This window comes from Coprococcus sp. AF51-11b1, assembly GCF_027682785.1.
Taxonomy (GTDB): domain Bacteria; phylum Bacillota; class Clostridia; order Lachnospirales; family Lachnospiraceae; genus Allocoprococcus; species Allocoprococcus comes.
On record NZ_JAQCZB010000011.1, the window covers coordinates 80,767 to 102,531 of the forward strand.

The window sequence follows — 21,765 nt, forward strand, 5'->3', positions numbered from 1 at the left end:
AGACTCTGGTCTGGTCTTTCAACTAAGGAGGAATATTAAAAATGGAAATCAATCCAAAACTGAATCTTGACGCATTTGAGGCATCTTTCCATGCGATCGACACACATACAGTTGGGGAATTTACAAGAATCATTACATCAGGTTTCCCGAAGCTTGAAGGGGATACCATGATCGAACGTAAGAACTTTCTTGCAAAGCATTACGACAAATACCGTCAGGCTCTGATGTTTGAGCCACGTGGACATCATGATATGTTTGGTGCTCTTCTGACAGATCCGATCCACCCGGAAGCTGATTTTGGTGTGATCTTCATGGACACTGGAGAATATCTGAATATGTGCGGCCACGGAACAATCGGTTCGGTTACAGCAATCATCGAAACAGGACTTGTTCCTGCCGTAGAACCTTATACAGAAGTTGTTCTGGATGCTCCTGCAGGAATTATCCGTACCAAAGCAGAAGTCAAAAATGGAAAGGTACTTAATGTAACACTTACTAATGTACCGGCTTTCCTTTACAAAGAAAACCTCACCACAGAAGTTGATGGCAGAGAAGTTCACTATGATATTTCTTTCGGCGGAAGCTTCTTCGCACTTGTTGATATCGAACAGTTCGGATGGCACGTAGATCCACAGTCAATCCCACAGCTTACCGATTTCGGTATGAAGCTGATTGAAAAGGTCAATGCCGAAGTAGAGATCCAGCATCCGGAACTTGATATCACAACTGTCGACCTTGCAGAGCTTTACTGCTCTACCGATACTCCTGGATGTGACAAACGTAATGTCGTTATCTTCGGAGATCATATGGCCGACCGTTCTCCTTGCGGAACCGGAACCAGCGCAAAGCTCGCCACCCTTTACAAAAAAGGTGAAATCAAAGTCGGACAGCCTTTCGTATATGAAAGCTTTATCGGCTCTCAGTTCAAAGGCGTAATCTTAGACACTACAAAGGTTGCCGACTATGATGCCGTTATTCCGCAGATTACCGGAAGTGCTTATCTGACAGGGGAAGCTACTTATGTGATCGATCCAGATGATCCGTTAAAATATGGCTTCAAAGTAGGCCGTTAAGTCAAAATCTTTCAGGAGACAGAGCTATGTATATGGCTTTGTCTTCTTTTTTTGTAAACAAATTACTTTCTTGTTATTTCATGTCCATTCTGCTATAATAAAAAAAGATTACTATTTTCAAAGGAGGGGAATTTTCATGCCAAAGAAAAGAAGTTCCACCAAAAGCCGTATCATAAAAGCCGCGTGGAATCTATTCTACAAGCATGGTTATGAACAGACCACTGTTGATGAGATCATCTCGGCTTCTAAGACCTCAAAAGGAACCTTTTACCACTATTTTAAGGGAAAAGAAGCTCTTCTCAACACACTTTCTTATCTGTTTGACGAAAAGTATGAAGAGCTTGCAGGAATCGTAGATCCGGATCTTTCTGCTTATGACAAGCTGTTATTTTTTAACCATGAACTATTTCATATGATTGAGACCAGTGTCGATGTCGGGCTTTTAGCCTCCCTCTACTCGTCCCAACTGATCACAAAAGATAAGCGCTCCCTTCTTGAAAACGATCGTTACTATTTCGTGTGGCTCACTGAGACAATCAGCACTGCACTGAAAAATGGAGAATTCAACGGCACCAGTACTACCGATGAACTTCTGAAGATTTATGCAATGTACGAACGTGCTGTTCTTTATGACTGGGCATTATGCAAAGGCAAGTATTCTCTCACCGCATACAGTGACAAGCTTCTCCCACATGTACTTGACCAGTTTGTAGAAGGTTTTTAATTCTGTCATTTTTTCATTGACAGTATAGACACCCTTCTGCACATGGATCATCGCACTACAATCGAGTAGGCTGACTCCTACTCGATTCTTATACTTTGTACATCATCTCGCTTAACAGCTCGATGATGTACATTCGTCAAATGCAGATCCTTGTGCAAGCACAAATCTGCACTTGGCTCATCGTATACACAAAAAGACCAGAACCCGCCCCACTACCAGGGCATTCTGGTCTTTTTCTTTTCACTGCCACATTTTTTCCTTATGCACTGTACTCTATTCTTCAATCAGGAAGCTTTCCTGTTCGATTCCCTTTCCTGTTTCAAGAAGCTTTTCTTTTAACTCCTCCAAAAGTGGAACATTTACCTTTTCCAGCTTTTCCATCGTCTCTTTCGAGATTGTTTTCGCATATTCTTCGTATTTCTCGTAGGTCTCCACATCCATCTGCAATGGCTTTATTCCCGGGAAAATATGCTTCTGGATATATTCAAAAATCCGGATTCCACCGTAATCCATATCTCCGCTGTGGAATACTTCCACGTCTTTCCCTTCAATCACTCTCTGCAGCTTCTTCAGAAATTCTCTTTCAAGTGGTGAAAAATATCCATGACTGTAGATATAAAGGATCTCCGGATCATATTCCATCGCAAGGTAATTCGTCTTATTCTCGATCGTCACGATTTTTTTCAGTGCCGGCTGCTCTACCTCAACCATTGCATGCTTGACTGTCTGGCTGTTCAGCACAACTCCATATGTAAAATCGGAAAGATCCACTCTTTTTGCTTCTGATCCTTTCCAGATCTTCAGTTTAAGCGGTCCTTTAACTGCCAGTTCCTGGGAATTTTCTTCGATCAGCAGCTGCTCCAGAACCGTCTGGATATCCATATCTGCCGTAATCTCCGGGCAATATCTCCTTGCAGCCGTCACCACATTTCGTTCCATCTCCCGCTCGAAGATCTTGCTGTCCTTCAGATAGCGTTTACTGAAAATCCGCTTCATCATCGGTTCTTCCAGAGAGTCCAGTCCCCGGTAACAGTCCAGATATTTTTCCAGCTTCTCTATATTTTTCGGCAGATCACCTTCTGCGATCCGCTCTTTCAGCTTTTCCAGATAATTCTCGATCCATTCTTTCTGAAAGCCTTCCGAAAGCTCCTGGTCAATCATACGTATATAATAATTTACCTTCGCCTGCTTCGGCCAGTATTCTTCTCCACTTTCGCTGTCTGCAAGACGGTAAAAATCCGGAAGATGCTCTACCTGATATGCTACAAGCTCTACATCACTGTCTGGGACAACCCATTTTTTCACAGTCAGAAGTCCTGCTCTTTCCAGACGCTGCACCTCTTCGATCAGCTCTTCTTTCCCACAGGCATCATAATCCTCCTGTGTGATCCGAAGAGTCCTCCCTCCAGTCACTCCTTCCCGCCAGTCTCGGCTGCTGTTCTCACATCTTTCTATAATCCTGTCTACCAGATACATTTTCTATCACCCCTGTTCTTCCTCATCCGCAAGCTGTGCGAACTCGGTTTTTTCAAATTCCTGAATTGATATATGCCGTTTATTCGGGTTGGCATATACAAAGGTTTTATCAACATTTTCCAGATAATTCTGGATCTTATCATTTGTGGCACTGATGATCGCCTGGAAACCAAGTCCACGGATCAGCGCAATACAGCTTGCCACCTTCTCGGCATCCATTTTTGAAAATGCCTCATCCAGAACGACCAGTCTGAGTGTCGGATTCCTGTGGATTTTCGGGGAAAGATTGATCCTGTAAATCTGTGCAAAGCTTGCAAGAAGTGCAACATAAAGAGGATTTTGTCCTTCTCCTCCGGAATTCTTGCGGATCATCTTGCCAAGACCGATTTTCATATCTTCCTCACCCTGGACGATCTGCTGCATGTCGAACGAAAGATAAGTACGGTAATCCGCGTACTTGTCCATATTTTTCTTTGCCTCTTCCAGTTCCTCATGGGTAGCATTTTCCGGTGGGATAAATATGCCGATCAGTTCATTCATCATATCACCGTAGTTTTCTTCATGCTCCATCGTGAACAGATTCATCTGGTTCTCAATAGAACCTGAAAGCTGTGCCGGATTGATCTGCAGGGTATCATCCATAAACATCTTATAGTACTTTCCGTCTGCACCCTTATTCTTCGTGATCACAAACTGGTACTTATCTTTTCCGAAATCCAGCCGGCTGATGATCCGGTTCAGCTCATCTCTTCTCTGGTAGGCCTCGCGGATCGCACTGCGGATCTTGAAAACAAAGTCATCCTTGAAGTGCTCGACCGCTGCCTTTGCCTGTTCATTCGCTGCCTGCCGGTAGGTTTCCAGATTATCACACGACAGGCTTTCCAGAAGCTCCTGATAAACCTTATTATCTTCTTCTACCACTGAGAAATTACGCTGCGTATATTTTTTGGTATAAGCACTGCGGGCTGCCACCAACTCCTGATAGATCTCTTCTTTTTTCTTTCCAAGCTGCTGCAGCTGCCTTGCACTTGCCTCTTTTAAATAAATATAGTTTCTGTTTTTCTGTGCTTCCAGATACTCTTCAAACTGCTTTTCAAACCTTTCGTTTTCCTGAAATTCTTTCTGGATTCCAGAAAGTGCAAATTCCGACTCTGTAATACTGTTTCTGAATTTTTCGATTTCTTCCCCGTTTTTCCAGATTTCTTTCTCTGTCTTCGTGATCTCTTTCTGCTTTGCATCCCGTCTTTCCTGCACTTCTTTCATCTGTGCTTCCAGAGTATCGACTGATTCTGCACGCAGTTTCTGCAGCTTTTCAAGTAAATCTTTCTTACGGGTTTCTTTTCCCTTTATCGCCTTTGCATCCAGGATCTGGCTGATATAATCCTCTGTCGGAAGTGGCATTGCTTCCAGTTCCAGAAGTTTCTTTGCCTCTTCCACAAGTGCCGCAAGTGGAAGCCTCTTCTCCTGAAGCTCATCACAGTGCTTCTGAAGTTGCCGGATCCTCTGACGGAGACTAATCTCTCCGATATAAGCACGTCTCGTATAATTTTCCGGATTAATATGTTGCAGACGATAGCTTTGATACAGCATACAGTCCGGTGTCACACCAATCCTGCACTCCCTGAGTTCCTCAATGTTCTCACATTTCATAACATTACCAAGAAAGAAATTGATGTAAGACTGCACGTATTTTTCTTTTGCTTTTACTTCTTCTGCAAGAGCGCCCTGCCGGACAATGTGCTCTTCTTCCATAACCTTTTCCGTATCCAGAATTGCAGCACGAAAGAATTTCTTCTTATCCATCTCCTGATAAATATCCATTGCCGCTTTTGCGTATTTCGGCTCTACGATCAGCAGAAGTTTATTATTTCCCATATAACCTTCCACTGCATTGTGCCATCTTTCATCCCGGATTTCCAGAAGATCTGCGAGGATCTGCACGGAAACAAATTTTCCACAATTCTCCTGCAACCGGTTCTGTAGTTCCAGCCTTGCTTCTTCCAGCTCTTTTGGATATGCTTTTCTTCCCTGTTTCAGCTCTTTTAGCTCTTCTTTGGCTTCCCGTTCTTCTTTCTTGATCTGACGAAGTGTACTGTCCGTATCCCGACGTTCTTCTTCGATCTCCGCACGCATCTGTGCGATATTTTCTTTCAGCCTTGTAAGTTCGCCCTCCGAAATCGTACCGGCTTCAAATTTATCAATATCCCAGATGGTCTGGTTGGACGTAATCTCCTGTTCTTTCCATGCTGCAAGTCTCTGTGCTGTCTTTGTGAGACTCGCCCTGCTTTTTCCCAGATGTTCCAGAGACTCGTTAAGTCCTGCAAGTTCTGCTTCCAGTGCTTTATAACCACTGTTATTCAGACGAAGTAACAGCTCCTCATGCTCCTTTTGCAGTTCTCCACTCTGGCGCATCAGCTCGGCTTTCGTATGCTCCTGTACCTTGATACCTTCTTCTCTGGTTTTAATCTTATCATGGAGTCCCTGGATGTCCGCCTGCAGCCGGAGCATTTCCAGACGGGTAAGACGGTAGTCACATTCCCTGCTTTTTTCTCGCTTATCATCAAAATCCTGATAGATTCCATCGATCTTCTTCAGTTCCTCAATCTCTTCCATCGTTGACTCAATCTTGCTGCGCATCCTGCCATACTGCATGATACTTTCTTTCAGATCCTCAATCTGGATATCCTGTTCCATACAGATATATTCTTTTACAAATTCTTCCAGCTTGATATTCATCCGAAACGGGATTGCCCGCTTAAAAAGACGTGGGAACTTTTCTTTATCCAATCCGCCCAGATACACATCATAAAGCTGACGGCGGAAACGCTCATTGCTCGGTCCGCAGTAGAATGCCTCTTCACCAAAGGTACGCTGCAGATATTCTCTTATTTCCGCAGTAGAAAGACATCTCTTTTCTCCCCGGTAAGCATTCGCAAGTAGACCGCTTCTGTGCCAGAAAAACAGTCGGTTGATCTCATTTGTTTCTGTCTCCACGTCAAATACAACGCCCACGCACTGTTTCTCATGGGTTCTCGTCTGTTCCAGCTCGATCACGATCGTACTGGAAAAATTCTTATTTCGCAGATACTGGGACTCATTATTTTCACTGATGTTTACCATTCCGCGCAAATACTCGATCAAGGTACGGTCGGAATCATCTGCTGCCGCTTTATTAAAAAATCCACGTCCGTCCGTGTTAGCATAGAGCACAATCTGAATTGCATCGATAACCGTTGATTTTCCACTTCCGGAATGCCCGGTGAAAAAATTGATCCCTTCACTCAAAGTCAGTATTTTTCTGTCTATATAATGCCAGTTGTTCAGGCAGATTTTTGAAATCGCCCAGAACGGCTGCCTGTTATCCAATGTCTCCAAGAGTCTCCTCCTCTTCTTCCCGGCTGCTTCCAAATGATTCCAGAACTTTTCTCACCGCATCTCCCTGCAATACTGCATGGATACACGGATAGATCAGAAGTCTTGTACTTTCATTTAACTCTTCCAGTACATCCAATGGCTCGATCAGCTGGTATTTTTTCAGCATGGCAATAGTTCTTTTCATCTCGGTCGGTGACGGGATACTGCGAAGCACGCGAAAATCTCCTGCTTTTCCGTTGAGTGCCCCCAAGGTTGTCACAATCTGGCTGCTCGACGAAACCGATGCCATCTGCTCATCATAGATCAGTTTCAGCAATAATATATAAATAGTCGCAAGACGCGGAAGCTTTTCTCCCCAAACCATCTCATCCTGAATATAGATCAGACCCAGATGTACATTCTCGCATAACGTAATGCCGGCAATCTGGAAATACATTTTCAGAAAATCAATGTGCTTTTCGCAGATACGGTACTCTCTCTGATACTGGAGTCTGCCCGCACGCTTGTCAAACTTCCTCTCCAGAAGAAATGTCTGTCTATAGAGAAGCCTGATCACATCTGTCAGATCTTCCTGTTCTTCCTGCGTAAGCTGCTCAAAATATTCTATCATTCATTCTCTCCAATTTTGTCTTCTTTTTCTATAAATGTCTTCTTACAAACTTCAGTGCAGGATAACGGTATCCGTTCTTTTCAATCGTCTCCGCATCCTCTTCCAGCGTTTTATATTTGCTGTTCTTACGGGTACTTAAGTCATATGCCAGAATCAGCTTTTCAAAATCCTCCTCTGATGTAAGGGAAAGTTTTTCTGTATCCAGCACATCTTTCTCTATATGCTCTTCGATAAATTCTTCAATCTGCTTTTTGCTGAATCTGCGCTTGATCCGGTTCAATCTGAGCACATCTTCCCTGTCCAGATCATCCACTTCTTCTTCCGGTGCCATCTGACTTACAAAATCCTTCCGGTTTTTTCTTCGCTTATAAAGAGATTTTTCTGACAGGATTTCGACCAAAGACAGATTCATCTTCTCCCCCGTCTTTTGAATGACCTCTTCATAGTCATCCTCTGACATCCGGTTCAGGAGCTGAATAACCAATCCCTTCGTGTCGTTCTCTCCGCTCAGAAGATAATTCAGTCTTGTCACCGTCGCACGCACATATTTGCTGTGCTCCTTATCCATATTGGAAATGCGGTGCTCGATATCATCAAAGCCTCTCTCGATCATATCCAGAAGTTCCAGCACATCTTCTCCCGTATCTCCGGTTGCACGGGCGCGCTCACGGATCTTCTCGATCCATTCCTCATCATCCCGCATCTGACGCAGACATTCTTTGATATCTGTCTTATAGATATAAAAATTATCCGAAGTCTTCAGTATATGGTATTTTTTCCGGACAATCTCTTCCACATATCCGTCCAGATGCTCTTTCAGAAGATCCCCGTAAAACTGCTGTTCCAGAAGCCTTGCAAAAAATTTATCCATGTTATGCAGCATATCCTGCAGTGCTTTGTTGAGCCGTCTGGTATTGATAAGTGCTGTCCGGAGCATATTCAGATTCACCCTCGGATCATTTTTAAACGAGAACAATGTCGCATAGACATTCTGGATATAGATCTCTGTCTCCTCCAGGTCCTCCGTAGAAAGCCGCTCAAAGGCATCCACAAATATTGCTGCATAATCCGGAATTACGATATTCGTCACCAATGTATTATAATCTTCAATTTTCTTCAGCCATCCTTTTCGGATCAGCCAGTTCAGAATTCTTGCCGACGGAGTCTCCAACATATCAAACTCAGTCTCATCTTCTTCTCGTTTAAGTTCGATCTGTTTCTTCATATACAGATCCCGAAGCACCTGAATACAGACTTCCCTAGTCAGGAAATAATTGCTGTACTGGTATTCTTCATTGATCGCCATCAAAGCCTCAATGTATGTCTCTCTGTTCACAGAACGAAACAGACTCCAGAAAGCCTCCGGAATTTCAAAACGTAACTGCATGCCTTGCCTTTCTGTAAATTCATAAATTTTTCCATTATCTATAAGTATACCATATTCTAGTCTCTAAATGGAAAAAACATTGTAAAAAAGCATTACGAAAAAGTGCTGCAATACCGATCACTCTCATCGGCTTGCAGCACTTCTTCATAACGAGACCAAATATCTGGCAGAATATTTGATTATTATTTTAATTAAGCAAGTATGGGTTCCATATTTTTCAGTATGACTATTTGATAAATCCAACCTGTTTGCTGATTATCTCATACTGTTCGTCTTTTCTCTTATTGTAGATTACTTTTCTTTCTTCAAAGAGGTTGTTTCCTTCTGTATCGATGGATACAATCAGTGGTCCAAACTCTTTTACGCGGCAGTTCCAGAGCGTTTCCGGCATTCCGAGATCTCTCCACTCAGCTCTTACGATCTCTTCAACCTCTGTTGCTGCTACTACGGCATTACCAGCCGGGAATACGCAGTGGATTGCTCCGAACTCTTTACATGCACGTTCGGTGTTTTCTTTCATTCCACCTTTTCCGATGATCACACGTACACCAGATTTCTGTACAAATTCATACTCGAATTTTTCCATACGCATACTGGTTGTCGGTCCTACGGAAACCATCTCGAATTTGTCATTTTCCAATGGACGGATGATCGGTCCTGCATGGAAAATTGCGTTGTTTCTTACATCTACAGGAAGTTCTCTTCCTTCTTCTACCAGACGGCGATGAGCAACATCACGGCATGTTGTCATACTTCCGTTCAGGTAAATGATGTCTCCGATTTTAATGTCTTTTAAGTCCTCTGCTGAAATTGGTGTTGTTAAAATTTTCTTTCCGTCTTTTACTTCTACCATTATAATTCCACCCCCGAATGTGTTGTGATTGTGTAATTAAGGTCCTTGTCAAATACAATGTGTCCTCTTCTGTGACTCCAACATCCTACGTTTACGGCCACACCGATTGCAGATGGATGACGTGCTGTATTTTCGATGTTAACACCCATTACTGAGTATTTTCCGCCCATTCCCTGTGGTCCAAGGCCGATTGCGTTGATTCCGTCTTCCAGAAGGTTTTCCATCTTTGCAGCTCTTTCGTTATCATTGTGAGAGCCGATCGGACGCATCAGAGCTTTCTTGGAAAGCAGAGCTGCTGTTTCTACAGAAGTTGCTACACCTACACCTACAAGAAGCGGAGGACATGCATTCAGTCCGTAGCTTGTCATAACATCGAGAACGAATTTTGTTACACCTTCGTATCCTTCACCTGGCATCAGAACCATAGCTTTTCCCGGAAGTGTACATCCGCCACCTGCCATGTATGTGTAGATTTCACATTTGTCAGAGTTTGGAACGATATCCCAGAATACGGTCGGTGTTCCTTTTCCTACGTTCTTTCCTGTGTTATATTCATCGAATGTCTCAACGCTGTTGTGACGAAGCGGTGCTTCGAATGTAGCCTTTACTACTGCTTCTTTCAGTAATGCTTCCAGATCATCGATCAGTGGGAATTTTGTTCCACATTTTACCCAGAACTGAAGGACACCTGTATCCTGGCAGCTTGGTCTGTTAAGAGCTACTGCGAGTTCCTGGTTACGGAACATGGTATCGTAGATTACCTTAGACAGCGGGCTGTCCTCTTTCTCTCTGAGTTCCTGAAGTTTTGCGATGACATCATCTGGAAGTTTTTTGGCAACGTGTGCAATGAACTTTGCCATGTAATCTGTAAGCTGTGTTACCTGTTCTTCTCTAGACATTTTAAAATCCTCCTCTTTTTATATTGCATTTAATTTAATTACTTTGTTATCCCTTCTTACGGGAAGAATGGATAGAATATCGGAAGTAAGATCATACTTACTACGGTGGATACCAGAATCAGCGGCACACCTGCTTTTGCATAATCTTTAAATGTATATCCTCCGGCTGTGACAACCATTGTGTTTGCCGGCATTCCGATCGGTGTTGCGTATGCGCATGATCCTCCGATGACACATGCCATAAGTACTGCGCTTGGGTCTGCTCCCATTCCCTGTGCGATTGACACAGCGATTGGTGCCATAAGTGCTGTTGTTGCTGTATTCGACATAAAGTTGGTAAGTACACAGCACAGCATGAAAATTACAAATGTAAGTACATAAGGTGACGGGTTCTTTCCAAGAAGTCCGATTACTTTGTCAGCAATCAACTCTCCTGCCCCTGTCTGATCAAGCGCTGCTGCAAGGGAAAGTGTTCCACCGAACAGGAAGATCGTCTTCAGATCGATGGAAAGAAGTGCATCTTTCTCACTGATAACTCCTGTAAGGATCAGGGCAATTGCTCCGACGCAACCCGTTACACAAAGCTTGATTCCGATCTGTTCTTCAAAGATCATTCCGAGAAGTGTAAGAATCAGAATAACCAGGGAAAGTGTCTGTTTCCACTTTGGTACATTGCTGAAATCCTGTACCTCATCATAAATGCTGTCTCCAGATGCATCTGTCTTGTTCGGAAGAAATTTGTATCCGATCAGTGCGAAATAAATGATTCCGACGATCAGGATCGGTACACCTACTTTTGCATAATCGAAGAATCCAAATTTCAGTCCGATGCTTTCCATCTGTGACTGTGCGATCATGTTACCCGGAGCTCCGATCAGAGAAAGGTTACCTCCCATCGCTGCTGCGAATACAAGCGGCATCAGAAGTCTTGATCTTGAATATCCCGACTTTGCTGCGATACCGATGACTACCGGGATCAGAATTGCGGCTGTTCCTGTGTTGGAAAGGAAACCGCTCATCACGCCTACGATGACCATAATCGCAACGATCAGCTGCTTCTCTGTCTTGGCGAAATGTGTTACAACTCCCCCTATTTTGTTTGCCATTCCTGTTTCAAAAAGTGCGCCACCTACAATGAACATCGCAACAAACAGGATGACGTTGCTGTCAATGAATCCTGAAAATGCTGTCTTCCAGTCCAGAACTCCCGTGACTACCAGTCCCACACAGACAATCATGGATGTCAGTCCTAACGGAATTTTTTCCCACATGAACATCACGATCGCAAACAGCAGGAACAATAATGTGATAGTTACCTGACTCATTTTGCTACCTCCTCATTTCTCTTTTTAGTTTCTTTTCTTGATGTCTTTTACTTGATGTCTGATTTTTGATATCTGATTTTGTATCCAAATCTTGATTTTAATATAATTCATCGACACCAAAATGTCAATTACTTTTTATCATTTTGGCGGATAGCATAATTCTGCATATTCTATTTTGTATATTCTGACTAAGATTCTTCTGTCATATTGCACGAAATGAAATTTTTTGCAAATAAAAAAGACTTCAAGAAGTATCTATACTCTCAAAATCTTTTTATGTTCTGTGTATATCTTTTATTTTCTTACACTTATCTACTTGTAATACGTCAGCATATCATCGCGGCTTCGCATGATATGCGCATACATCTCTTTTTCTGCCGCTTCGACATTATGCTCCTGGAGTGCTTTCAGAATCCTTCCATGCTCTTTGATCGATACCTTCGCATAATCACCTTCTGAAACCATACTTCCCATAGAAAGTCCGTTCCAAAGTTCGGAGATCATTTTTTTCATCTTTCCATTACCTGCCGCACTCCAGATTTCATTGTGAAATGCACGGTTGAGATCCGTGTATTTCTGGGATTCCCCGTTTTCCAGTGCCTCACAAGATTCCTGATAGACATCTTCTATTTCCGCAATATCTGTTCCCGGTTCTGCTGCAAGCTTTGCTGCCGCACTCTCAAGGATCGCGCGGAGCTGATAATGTTCCCGGATATAGGTTTCCGTGATTCCAAGGACGACTGCCCCTTTATTCTTCCGAAGCTGGATCAGCCCGTCCCTTGCCAGAATCTGAAATGCTTCTCTTACCGGCATTGCCGACACATTTAGCTGAGATGCCACACTGTCGAGTGAAAGGATCTCTCCTTCTTTCATTTGCCTTGATAAAATTGCTTTTCTAAGCTCCGCAGCAACTTTTTCCTTCGCTGACGGCATCTTGATCGGTTTTAAACCATTCATCTATTCTTCCTTCTTTCTTCCTTCACCTGCTCTGCCAGAAGCAATACCCATCTGTCAATCTCACTATTGACCGCTTTTGCAAATGTTTTTGTATATTTTTCCGCACCATTTAATGCACCTGCTATCTTTTCGCAGATTGCCTTTTCTGTCTCTTTTTTTCCATCCGTCTCTTTACATTTTGTGGCAAACCGGATATAACACTCCGAAGCATTTTTCAGCAGATTCGTCAGATATCCATTCTCCATCTGTGCAAGAAGCAACTGGTCCGGTCTTGTTCCCGTCGAAAATACTTCCTTTTCCTCTGTTTGACTTTTCGTATTCAGGACATGCTGAACCGCTTTTTTGAGGATTTCCCCGATCATCTCAAAAATCAGTTCTATCTGCTCTTCATCCAGCTCAACCGTATAAATTCTTTTTGTTGCCAGCCTCACGATCAGCCCCTGACTCTCCAGAACCTGAAATGCTTCACGGATCGGGATTCTGGATGCTCCAAATACCTCAGCAAGCTCTTCCTGCTTTAACTGGCTTCCTCCTTCTATCCTGCCCGCCAGAATTTCATCCGCAATCTGTTCTGCCATATAATCGCTCAACCGCTTTTCTGATAATCCTTTCATCTTCCCCTCCACCATACCGCAGTTAATTAGTAGGATATACTAATAATGTATCCAAAATCAGTCTAAATGTAAAGAATTATTTTTCTTATTCCACGAATATTCTCAGTAAATGATTTTAGAAATATGTTTTCAGAATTTCCTGTTAAATAAAACAAAAAAGGAAACCGCAAAAATGATTCCTCATCTTGCGGTTTCCTCGTTTTACCTCTTCTTATACCATACACTCGTGGATTTCTTCTTCTTCAAGACCGATTCCCTGCATGACATTTTTCAGTTCTTCCCTGCATTCCAGTGGTGCGCACCAGGAAAGCCCGCATCCTGCTGAAATACTTCTCGGCACCGGAATCATACGTCCCTGTGCACCAACTTTTTTACATTCTTTTTCCATCGCCATCGCATCCGCTGTTGTATGGAATGTGATAACCAGCTTTAACTCTTTTTTTCTCATTATTCAATCACAATTTCAAATTCAGAGCCCTTCTCGGTAGAAGTTGCCTTCTTTCCTTTGTCCTTCGCAAACTTCTCGATATTAGTCTTCTGGTGAGGTTCGCTCACAAGAACCTTGATCGGTCCGTTTGCATTCTTCAGTGCCTCTGCAGTAAGCATCAGCGGTTCCGGACACGAAAGTCCTCTTGCATCTACTTCTTTCATATTTTTTACCTGCCTTCCTAGCATATCATATTTCTTATGGATTATCCATCTATATCTTGCAGTTTCTGACTATTTTGCCTGCTCTCTTTTGTTTGTAAATGCAATGATAAAGCATGCGATAATACAGATAATACAAGCAACTTTTCCATTCGGCGTTACGGCTCCTGCAACGAGTTCGCCTGTCTCTGCATTCATAGCTGTTCCGCTTGATGCAAGTCCGAAGTTATGGCAAAGTGCTGCTGCAAAGAACATGCCAAGTACAGTAACTGCTGAATCAGAAGAACCCTGTCCTGCAAGGATCAGCTGGCGAAGCGGGCATCCGCCGGCAAGAACTGCCGCGAATCCTACTGCATACATGCCAAGGATATTCCACAGATGGTTGGAATGTGCAATGATTCCAGGAGTGTTAAATCCAAGTACAAATCTTCCTGTTGCCAGATTGAAGATCAGCATTACTACAAAAAGACCTGCAATAATTGTAAGAAGATCAAAGTTCTTCATTAAGATCGCATCACGGATTCCGCCAGCGAAGCACATTCTTGATTTCTGAGCAAGTGCTCCGAAAATAAGTCCGCCGATCAGCGACATGATAATTGGTGCATGAAAGCTTCCAGGACCTGCTTCACTTGCTTTGAGAAGTGTTGAGCAGGTTGCAAGGATCAGAATACCAAGCATCAGTACCGGAAGCACTGCTCCACTTTCTTTGTTTGTCTCATGCGCACGTCCAAGGCTGAAACCATTTTTGAGTGCAAATGCTCCGGTTCCAACTCCAAGTACAAAACCGATCAGTGCTACCCATGCATTCAGGTCACCTGCTGACATACGGAGCACCATACGGAGCGGGCAGCCAAGGAAAATCAGGGAACCGATCATAATTACCATACCAAGGATAAAACGGATCATCGGTGAAGATCCTGCTGTTGAACGGTATTCTTTTGTTGCCACTGAAATAATAAATGCTCCGATCACAAGACCGATGATCTCCGGTCTTGCATACTGCACAACTTCGGCCTGGTGAAATCCCAGAGCTCCTGCCGTATCACGGATAAAGCAGGCAATACAGAATGCCATGTTTGCCGGATTACCAAAGTAAGCCAGACATGCAGCTACAAGCCCACACAGAACCCCCGCAAGTGCAAGCTTCTTCTTTGAATCTGATAAATTCATTTTTCTTCCTCCTTCGTCTTTCTCTCATTCGTCATTTTGACTATTAAAGACTTTTTTTGTTACCCTATAATTATATCTTTTGCACAACTTCTTGTCCAATTCATAATTAAAATAGACCGATATATATATTGATACTATCAATATTATATCGGTCTTCTATCAATCTCTGATCTTATAAAATTTTACTCTTCTTCTGCAAGCTCGCAGATTGCCCGGATTGCCGTATCCACTTCTTCCTCTGTGTTATAGTGGGAAAAACTGAATCTGACAGCCCCCTGCTCTACGGTTCCAAGTGCCTCATGCATCAGTGGTGCACAGTGTCCTCCTGAACGAGTAGAAATCCCATAATCTGTCAGAAGTGCATCGCTGACTTCTCCCGAGTCATAATCTCTGATATTCAGGCTCACTACCGCACAGCGGTCCATGCTGCTGAAATCCCCATAGATTTTGACTCCCGGGATTTCTTTTATCCCTTCATAAAACCGCTTCATCAATGCCTGTTCCTTTGCGCGGATCGTATCAATTCCTGTTTCTTCCAGATATCCGATCGCAGCATCCAGTCCGGCAATTCCGTGTCCGTTAAGTGTTCCTGCTTCCAGTGCTGTCGGCATCTCTTCCGGCTGTGTTTTACTATAGGTCTGCACACCGGTACCGCCTGAAAGAAGTGGCCGGACATGAACGCCTTTTCTCACATACATTCCACCAGTCCCCTGCGGTCCTAAAAGTCCCTTATGTCCGGTAAAACACAGAATATCAATATGCATCTTCTGCACATCGATCGGAAATACACCGGCAGTCTGTGATGCATCTACCACAAACAACAGATCGTGTTTTTTTGCAATTTCCCCGATCCGCTCCACATCCACTTTGTTTCCCGTCAGATTGGATCCATGGGTACAGACAATTGCTTTTGTATTCTCTTTGATTGCTTTATCAAAATCTGCGTAATCCAGAGTTCCTTTTTCATCACATCCAAGGAATGTCACTTCAACTCCCTTTTTCTCCATCTCATAAAGTGGTCGGAGAACAGAGTTATGTTCCAAAACCGTAGAGATCACATGGTCTCCCGGATTTAAAATTCCCTTGATCGCAATATTCAGGCTCTCCGTTGAGTTCATGGTAAATACGATCTGTCTTGCATCTTCCGCCCCGAAAAAACCTGCAAGCTTCTCTCTTGTGTCATATACGGTTCTTGCTGCTCCGAGAGATGCCTCATTGACGCCTCTTCCTGCATTCCCCATTGAGCACATTACTGCGGTGATCGCATCAATTACTTCTTGTGGTTTGCGCATTGTGGTTGCTGCATTATCTAAATATATCATATTGATCCTCTTTTCATTTCCCCATATGTGCATCTGGATAGAAATCCTTTACAATCCGGATCAGATGCTCTGCTGCTGCAGGCAGCTGATAGTTTTTATTGTATACAAGGTTCAGATAACGACTGCTTTCATCCTTCTGTAACGGGAATTCCAGAACCTGTCCGGTCCGGATCTCCTCTTCTGCTGCAAGTCTTGATATGATCGTGATTCCAAGCCCACTCTTTACTGACCTTTTTATCGCTTCCGGATTCTCAATGCATGCTACTATATTGAGGGTATCAGGCATAATTCCTGCTTTTCTCAATATTTTTTCTGTTTCCTTGCGGGTTCCCGATCCTTCTTCCCGCATAATGACCGGTTCATTCTTTATCCATGTTGCTGTCTTATAGCGCTTCTGTATTTCCTGATAAAACTCGGTATTCGGCATGATAACAACCAGTTCATCCTGATAAAAAGGCATATATCTGCAATGCTTTTTTTCAAGTACCGTACCTGTGAATCCAATATCTACCATATGCCCTGCTACCTGTTCAACAACACCGCAGCTGTCATTTTCTGAAATCCGGAACTGCTCATCCGGATAAGTCTCTCTGAATTTCGCCAGAATCGCCGGAAGAACATACTGTGCCGGAATCGTAGAGGTCGCAATTGTAATACATTTTTCCTCACGATGCGCATCCTTGGAAAATACCTGCTCGATTTCTTTTTCGAGTTCCACCATCTGGCGCGCATACTGGTATAATTGCTTTCCTTCTTCCGACAATTTTACTTCCTTTGTATTTCTGACAAAAAGCCGTGAGTCCAGTTCTTTCTCCAGAGAAGAGATATGTGCACTGACCGTTGGCTGCGTCAGGAACAAAAGCTTTGCCGCTTTTGAAAAACTTCCCGACTCAGTTACCTTAACAAATGCCTCCAGCTGCTTTAAATTCATAAGTATGCCACCCTCTCACTTTCTCCGCCTGTCTTCTTTGTCACCTTAATGCTGTCCATATATTCTAAAATCGGTTTCGCACTCTTTCTGCTTGTTGAGAACATATCTCTCACTTGTGCGATCGTGATCAGATTTTCTTCCTTCAGATGATTCTGAATTTTTTCCTTCGCTTCATCCATCAGGTGTTTCATCGTAAACATCTCTTCATTGATACGGAGTACTTTTCCTTCGTCAATCATCATGAGAACCACATCTTCCGCTGTCTGGCGCGGAATTTTTCCAAAATCAATCTCTGAAAATCTCACAAAATCATATCCTGCTTTTTCAAATGTATCTTCGATCAGCTTCTCTGTCTGAAGATACATCGCGTCCTTCGGAACTTCATATCCCGGAAGCGAAAGATATTCTTCCCTTCTTCCATAGACGTTTTCTCCCGTCATTCTTTCGATATACGCATCAAATATGTTTGGTTTGATCTTTTTCAGGAATGTGTTGTGAATTTCGGCTTTCTTCATTCCATATCGGTATGGATGCTCACTGTGATATTTCTGCAATGTCTCCGCTATCTTCTGACGTACTGCAAATTCGCTGTCTCTGTGCCACAAATATGTGTCCTTCTTCATTGGGAATACAAAGATTGTGCCCGATTCTTCCAGTTCTTCAAGATACTCCTTCAGTTCATCTACGGAATGTGCCATCACCTTTGCAAGCTCAGCAAGTGTGATCATCGTGTCGCCGTGTTCTTTGATCTGAAGCTCCATAACATCGCCAAGTGAACCGGATTCTTTTTTCTTCAGTTCTTCGATTGCCTGCGCATCAAAACGTTTCTTACGCACCGGATTCGGTTCCAGAACGATCCCGCCTCCGATAGTCTCCATCGGAGAATAGAAACGTACTACAAAACGGTCGCCTCGTTTGACCGCAATCTCTTCTTCCAGTCTGAGCTGTACCAGCCCCTCTTCTCCCGGTCCGATCTGCTCCTTATCCAGCAGAACAGCACGGCAGAGGATCTCACTCGTACCCGTGTATAAATGCAATCTCTCATGATTTGTAAGGATACGCATGGAGTCTTCCAGAACTTTCAGCTTCACATCCAGAAGATCTGTATTTTTCATACTGTTCTTCGGCGCAAGCACACACCCTCTGCGAATCTCCTTTTTCTTCACATTTGACAGATTGATCGCCACTCTCTGTCCGGCATAGCATTTGTCCTGATTCTGCCCATGTACCTGAATATTACGGATCTTGCACTCTTTTCCGATCGGATACATTTCCAGAACGTCTTCCCTGGTGATCGTACCGGATATAAGTGTCCCTGTGATAATTGTCCCAAAGCCTGACAGGGTAAATGCCCGGTCAATCGGAAGTCTTGGAATAGTCTGTGTATCCTTTGCAACCACCTCATCCGACATCAGTTGCTGAATCGTATCCGTCAGTTCATCAAGCCCCTGCCCGGTTGCAGCCGATACTTTAACAACCGGTGCACCTTCCAAAAAAGTACCTTCCAGTTCTTCCTGGATTTCTTCCTCAACGAGTTCCAGCCATTCTTCATCGACCAGATCACACTTGTTGATCACCAGAATGCTCTTCTTGATCCCAAGGAGTCCCAGAATGTCCATGTGTTCTCTTGTCTGCGGCATGATACCTTCATCCGCTGCCACAACCAAAAGTACCAGATCCATTCCGACAACTCCCGCAACCATGTTGTTGATAAATTTTTCATGTCCCGGAACATCAATGATCCCTACACGGTCTCCATTTTTCAAATCAAAATAAGTAAACCCGAGGTCAATGGTGATCCCTCTTCTCTGTTCTTCTTCCCACCGGTCCGTGTTACGTCCGGTAAGTGCTTTTATCAGTGTCGTTTTCCCATGGTCAATGTGACCTGCGGTTCCTACGATAATGTTTTTCATAATAATTCTCCCAGCATCTCTGCTATCTTCTTAAAGTAGCAGGATTCAATTGTCCGCACATCCAGATAAATCGTGTCGTTGGCTGTACGCGGAATGATTGGCATAGAAAGATGCCGCATCTCTTCTTCCAGCTTCGGTACACTGATATTCTCCGGCTTAATCGTAACTGCCATACTCGGAATGCGTTCAAGTGGAAGAGAGCCTCCACCGATCTGTGATTCACACGGTTCCATCCCGATCGTTGCAGCAAGCTGTGCATTCTGCAGAATCCGCTTCAGAGATCTTGCACGCTTTTCCACATCCGCTTTGGACTCTGTGATCATACGCAGTACCGGAAGATTCTGGATTGCCTTTTCTTCTGATAAATATTCCTGTAATACCAGTTCCAGTGCTGCTGCTGTAAATTTATCAATTCGCAGTGCACGTGTCAGCTGATTCTTCTTCATCTGGTCAATATATTTCTTCTTACCGATGATGATTCCAGCCTGCGGACCACCGAGCAGCTTGTCTCCGCTGAAGCATACAACGTCCGCTCCCTTGCGGATGGAATCCTGAACCGTCGGTTCATAGGTCAGTCCGTATTTACTCAGGTCGATCAGCACGCCACTTCCAAGATCTTCAATGATCGGGATATCGTGTTCCTGCGCAATCGGAATCAGTTCATCGATCGTAACCGTCTCTGTAAATCCAACAATACGGTAATTGCTTGTATGAACTTTAAGGAGTGCTTTTGTCTCCTCTGTGATCGCTTCTTCATAATCAGAATAATGTGTCTTATTCGTCGTTCCGACTTCCACAAGTGAAGCTCCGCTCTGCTCCATTACATCCGGAATCCGGAATTTGCCACCGATCTCAACCAGCTCTCCGCGGGATACTACAACTTCCCCGCCTTTTGCCATTGAACTTAAAATCAGCATAACAGCCGCAGCATTGTTGTTAACCGCCATCGCAGCCTCTGCCCCGGTCAGTTTGCAAAGCAGTTTTTCAAAATGAGAGTATCTCTCTCCACGTGCTCCTGCTTCCAGATTGTATTCCAGATTGGAGTAACCACTCACAATTCCTGCCAGTCTCTCAACATGCTCCTTACTGATCGGTGCACGGCCGAGATTGGTGTGGAGAACTGTTCCTGTTCCGTTGATCACCATTTTCATATTCGGCTCATGCAGCTTTCCGGCATGCCGTTTTATATTCTGCGTAAGCATCCCGATCTGCGCTTTCGCTTTCTCTTCTTCCGCGCACTTTCCGATAAATGTTCTGAGCGCATCCATCTCTTCACGGATCACATCCATCACAAATTCACGTCCATATACATCAATCAAATCCTGTATCTCCTGTTCTTCAAGCAGAATATCTACTTTCGGAATACTGCGAAATAATAAATTTTTATTCATTTTCTCCTCTACCTCTTTGAATTCCTAGTGCAGACGAATCAGTTTATCGCTCTTTTCTGTTACGGTTCCGATCAGGGATACCTTGGTATCCAGTCTCTTCTTCTCGAATGCTTCCATCACGGCTTCCGCATACTGCGCTTCCACGCTGATGAGCAGTCCACCTGATGTCTGCGGATCATATAACAGATCGATAAAATGATCTTCTACATTTCTGAAATCTACTTTCTGATAAGAATATCCCTTGTTCTTGTAAGCCCCCGCCGGAACAAGGCCCATTTTTGCATAGCTGATTGCTTCATCAAGATATGCAATATCGTGAACATTCAGTTCAAATGTCACATTACTTGCCTCTGCCATTTCAACGCAGTGACCTAAAAGACCAAATCCTGTAATATCTGTACATGCATTTACAGGGAAATGCTCCACAACTTCTTTTGCTTTTTTATTTAAAGAAGACATGACAATCTCAGCTTCCCTGATTGCGGCTGCAGATGCCATTTCTCCTTTGATTGCTGTATTAACAATTCCTGTTCCGACCTGTTTGGTAAGGATCAGCACATCCCCCGGTTTACATCCGTAATTCTTAAAAATCTTCTTTGGATGTACAAATCCGGACACACAAAGTCCGTACTTCGGCTCATCATCCTGTACTGTATGTCCACCAACCAGAACAGCTCCTGCCTCTTTTACCTTATCGGCTCCACCGGCAAGAATATCTCCTAAGATCTGTGGATCAAGACAATTCGGAAATCCTACGATATTAAGTGCTACCTTCGGCTCTCCTCCCATTGCGTAAACATCACTGAGCGAGTTTGCTGCTGCAATCTGGCCAAACATATACGGATCATCCACGATCGGCGTAAAAAAATCCACGGTCTGGATCATCGCAATATCATCTGTAACCTTATAAATCGCAGCATCATCTGATGTCTCGATTCCGACGATCAAATTTTCATCTTCAAATTTCGGTAACTTACCCAGAACCTGGGCAAGGGTCTCCGGACCTACTTTAGCGGCTCACCCGGAAGTTTTTGCATACTGTGTCAGTCTTACTTTTTCTTTATTCATTGTTTATCCCCAACTTATACTTTGCATTT

At 43.6% G+C, this 21,765-nt stretch carries 19 protein-coding genes; 2 read left to right on the plus strand and 17 right to left on the minus strand.

All coding sequences use genetic code 11. From position 1 onward, the window contains the following. The first annotated feature begins 41 nt into the window (after positions 1-41). Positions 42-1,073, plus strand: a complete 1,032-nt coding sequence (locus PGY05_RS11725; RefSeq protein ID WP_008372492.1) for a proline racemase family protein — start codon at positions 42-44, stop codon at positions 1,071-1,073. 136 nt (positions 1,074-1,209) lie between these two features. Next, a complete protein-coding gene (locus tag PGY05_RS11730; protein WP_022220199.1) occupies positions 1,210-1,797 on the plus strand; it encodes a TetR/AcrR family transcriptional regulator in 588 nt (195 codons plus the stop codon). Positions 1,798-2,070: 273 nt separating this feature from the next. Here PGY05_RS11730 and PGY05_RS11735 read toward each other — a convergent pair whose 3' ends face one another. The 17 genes from PGY05_RS11735 to selD all read right to left on the minus strand — a co-directional run bounded on the left by PGY05_RS11735 (position 2,071) and on the right by selD (position 21,736). Next, positions 2,071-3,273, minus strand: coding sequence for a Wadjet anti-phage system protein JetD domain-containing protein (locus tag PGY05_RS11735; RefSeq protein ID WP_055158019.1), 1,203 nt, complete (start codon positions 3,271-3,273; stop codon positions 2,071-2,073). 6 nt (positions 3,274-3,279) lie between these two features. Then, a complete protein-coding gene (locus tag PGY05_RS11740) occupies positions 3,280-6,648 on the minus strand; it encodes an SbcC/MukB-like Walker B domain-containing protein (RefSeq protein ID WP_330673006.1) in 3,369 nt (1,122 codons plus the stop codon). Beyond that, positions 6,632-7,258: a DUF4194 domain-containing protein gene (locus tag PGY05_RS11745; RefSeq protein WP_173687094.1), complete on the minus strand. Its 627-nt coding sequence runs from the start codon at positions 7,256-7,258 to the stop codon at positions 6,632-6,634. Before PGY05_RS11745 ends, PGY05_RS11740 begins: the two co-directional genes overlap by 17 nt. A gap of 28 nt (positions 7,259-7,286) precedes the next feature. Further along, entirely contained in the window at positions 7,287-8,645 is a 1,359-nt protein-coding gene (locus tag PGY05_RS11750; RefSeq protein ID WP_270475964.1) for a Wadjet anti-phage system protein JetA family protein, read from the minus strand. A gap of 226 nt (positions 8,646-8,871) precedes the next feature. Beyond that, positions 8,872-9,498, minus strand: coding sequence for a L(+)-tartrate dehydratase subunit beta (gene ttdB / locus PGY05_RS11755; RefSeq protein ID WP_008372475.1), 627 nt, complete (start codon positions 9,496-9,498; stop codon positions 8,872-8,874). Then, complete coding sequence (ttdA, locus tag PGY05_RS11760) at positions 9,498-10,397, minus strand: L(+)-tartrate dehydratase subunit alpha (protein ID WP_022220205.1); 900 nt, start codon at positions 10,395-10,397, stop codon at positions 9,498-9,500. The genes ttdB and ttdA overlap by 1 nt, the downstream gene beginning before the upstream one ends. 56 nt (positions 10,398-10,453) lie before the next feature. Then, entirely contained in the window at positions 10,454-11,722 is a 1,269-nt protein-coding gene (locus tag PGY05_RS11765; RefSeq protein ID WP_008372472.1) for an SLC13 family permease, read from the minus strand. 312 nt (positions 11,723-12,034) lie between these two features. After that, positions 12,035-12,679 carry a GntR family transcriptional regulator gene (locus PGY05_RS11770; RefSeq protein ID WP_022220206.1) on the minus strand — a complete coding sequence of 215 codons (645 nt, stop codon included), beginning with the start codon at positions 12,677-12,679 and terminating at the stop codon, positions 12,035-12,037. Beyond that, positions 12,676-13,293, minus strand: a complete 618-nt coding sequence (locus PGY05_RS11775) for a GntR family transcriptional regulator (protein ID WP_270475965.1) — start codon at positions 13,291-13,293, stop codon at positions 12,676-12,678. Before PGY05_RS11775 ends, PGY05_RS11770 begins: the two co-directional genes overlap by 4 nt. 211 nt (positions 13,294-13,504) lie before the next feature. Continuing rightward, on the minus strand, positions 13,505-13,741 hold the full coding sequence (locus PGY05_RS11780) for a DUF3343 domain-containing protein (protein ID WP_008372464.1): 237 nt from the start codon (positions 13,739-13,741) through the stop codon (positions 13,505-13,507). Continuing rightward, the gene (locus PGY05_RS11785) at positions 13,741-13,944 is read right to left on the minus strand and encodes a sulfurtransferase TusA family protein (RefSeq protein WP_022220208.1); all 204 of its coding nucleotides are present in this window, start codon (positions 13,942-13,944) and stop codon (positions 13,741-13,743) included. Before PGY05_RS11785 ends, PGY05_RS11780 begins: the two co-directional genes overlap by 1 nt. Before the next feature lie 69 nt (positions 13,945-14,013). Continuing rightward, on the minus strand, positions 14,014-15,111 hold the full coding sequence (gene yedE / locus PGY05_RS11790) for a YedE family putative selenium transporter (protein ID WP_195367870.1): 1,098 nt from the start codon (positions 15,109-15,111) through the stop codon (positions 14,014-14,016). A gap of 182 nt (positions 15,112-15,293) precedes the next feature. Beyond that, positions 15,294-16,433, minus strand: a complete 1,140-nt coding sequence (locus tag PGY05_RS11795) for an aminotransferase class V-fold PLP-dependent enzyme (RefSeq protein WP_156330664.1) — start codon at positions 16,431-16,433, stop codon at positions 15,294-15,296. Positions 16,434-16,446: 13 nt separating this feature from the next. Further along, entirely contained in the window at positions 16,447-17,364 is a 918-nt protein-coding gene (locus tag PGY05_RS11800) for a selenium metabolism-associated LysR family transcriptional regulator (RefSeq protein WP_022220210.1), read from the minus strand. Continuing rightward, the gene (gene selB, locus PGY05_RS11805; RefSeq protein WP_270475966.1) at positions 17,361-19,277 is read right to left on the minus strand and encodes a selenocysteine-specific translation elongation factor; all 1,917 of its coding nucleotides are present in this window, start codon (positions 19,275-19,277) and stop codon (positions 17,361-17,363) included. The genes PGY05_RS11800 and selB overlap by 4 nt, the downstream gene beginning before the upstream one ends. Further along, positions 19,274-20,668 carry an L-seryl-tRNA(Sec) selenium transferase gene (gene selA, locus PGY05_RS11810; RefSeq protein WP_270475967.1) on the minus strand — a complete coding sequence of 465 codons (1,395 nt, stop codon included), beginning with the start codon at positions 20,666-20,668 and terminating at the stop codon, positions 19,274-19,276. The genes selB and selA overlap by 4 nt, the downstream gene beginning before the upstream one ends. Positions 20,669-20,692: 24 nt before the next feature. Next, the gene (gene selD / locus PGY05_RS11815) at positions 20,693-21,736 is read right to left on the minus strand and encodes a selenide, water dikinase SelD (protein WP_082421154.1); all 1,044 of its coding nucleotides are present in this window, start codon (positions 21,734-21,736) and stop codon (positions 20,693-20,695) included. Positions 21,737-21,765 lie beyond the last annotated feature (29 nt).

Coding starts and splice junctions, on each gene's coding strand:
- PGY05_RS11780 (WP_008372464.1), bottom strand. CDS start 13,741: ATGAGAAAAAAAGAGTTAAAGCTGGTTATCACATTCCATACAACAGCG.
- PGY05_RS11730 (WP_022220199.1), top strand. CDS start 1,210: ATGCCAAAGAAAAGAAGTTCCACCAAAAGCCGTATCATAAAAGCCGCG.
- PGY05_RS11745 (WP_173687094.1), bottom strand. CDS start 7,258: ATGATAGAATATTTTGAGCAGCTTACGCAGGAAGAACAGGAAGATCTG.
- PGY05_RS11750 (WP_270475964.1), bottom strand. CDS start 8,645: ATGCAGTTACGTTTTGAAATTCCGGAGGCTTTCTGGAGTCTGTTTCGT.
- ttdB (WP_008372475.1), bottom strand. CDS start 9,498: ATGGTAGAAGTAAAAGACGGAAAGAAAATTTTAACAACACCAATTTCA.
- PGY05_RS11765 (WP_008372472.1), bottom strand. CDS start 11,722: ATGAGTCAGGTAACTATCACATTATTGTTCCTGCTGTTTGCGATCGTG.
- PGY05_RS11775 (WP_270475965.1), bottom strand. CDS start 13,293: ATGAAAGGATTATCAGAAAAGCGGTTGAGCGATTATATGGCAGAACAG.
- selB (WP_270475966.1), bottom strand. CDS start 19,277: ATGAAAAACATTATCGTAGGAACCGCAGGTCACATTGACCATGGGAAA.
- selA (WP_270475967.1), bottom strand. CDS start 20,668: ATGAATAAAAATTTATTATTTCGCAGTATTCCGAAAGTAGATATTCTG.
- PGY05_RS11795 (WP_156330664.1), bottom strand. CDS start 16,433: ATGATATATTTAGATAATGCAGCAACCACAATGCGCAAACCACAAGAA.
- yedE (WP_195367870.1), bottom strand. CDS start 15,111: ATGAATTTATCAGATTCAAAGAAGAAGCTTGCACTTGCGGGGGTTCTG.
- PGY05_RS11800 (WP_022220210.1), bottom strand. CDS start 17,364: ATGAATTTAAAGCAGCTGGAGGCATTTGTTAAGGTAACTGAGTCGGGA.
- PGY05_RS11770 (WP_022220206.1), bottom strand. CDS start 12,679: ATGAATGGTTTAAAACCGATCAAGATGCCGTCAGCGAAGGAAAAAGTT.
- PGY05_RS11735 (WP_055158019.1), bottom strand. CDS start 3,273: ATGTATCTGGTAGACAGGATTATAGAAAGATGTGAGAACAGCAGCCGA.
- ttdA (WP_022220205.1), bottom strand. CDS start 10,397: ATGTCTAGAGAAGAACAGGTAACACAGCTTACAGATTACATGGCAAAG.
- PGY05_RS11725 (WP_008372492.1), top strand. CDS start 42: ATGGAAATCAATCCAAAACTGAATCTTGACGCATTTGAGGCATCTTTC.
- PGY05_RS11785 (WP_022220208.1), bottom strand. CDS start 13,944: ATGAAAGAAGTAGATGCAAGAGGACTTTCGTGTCCGGAACCGCTGATG.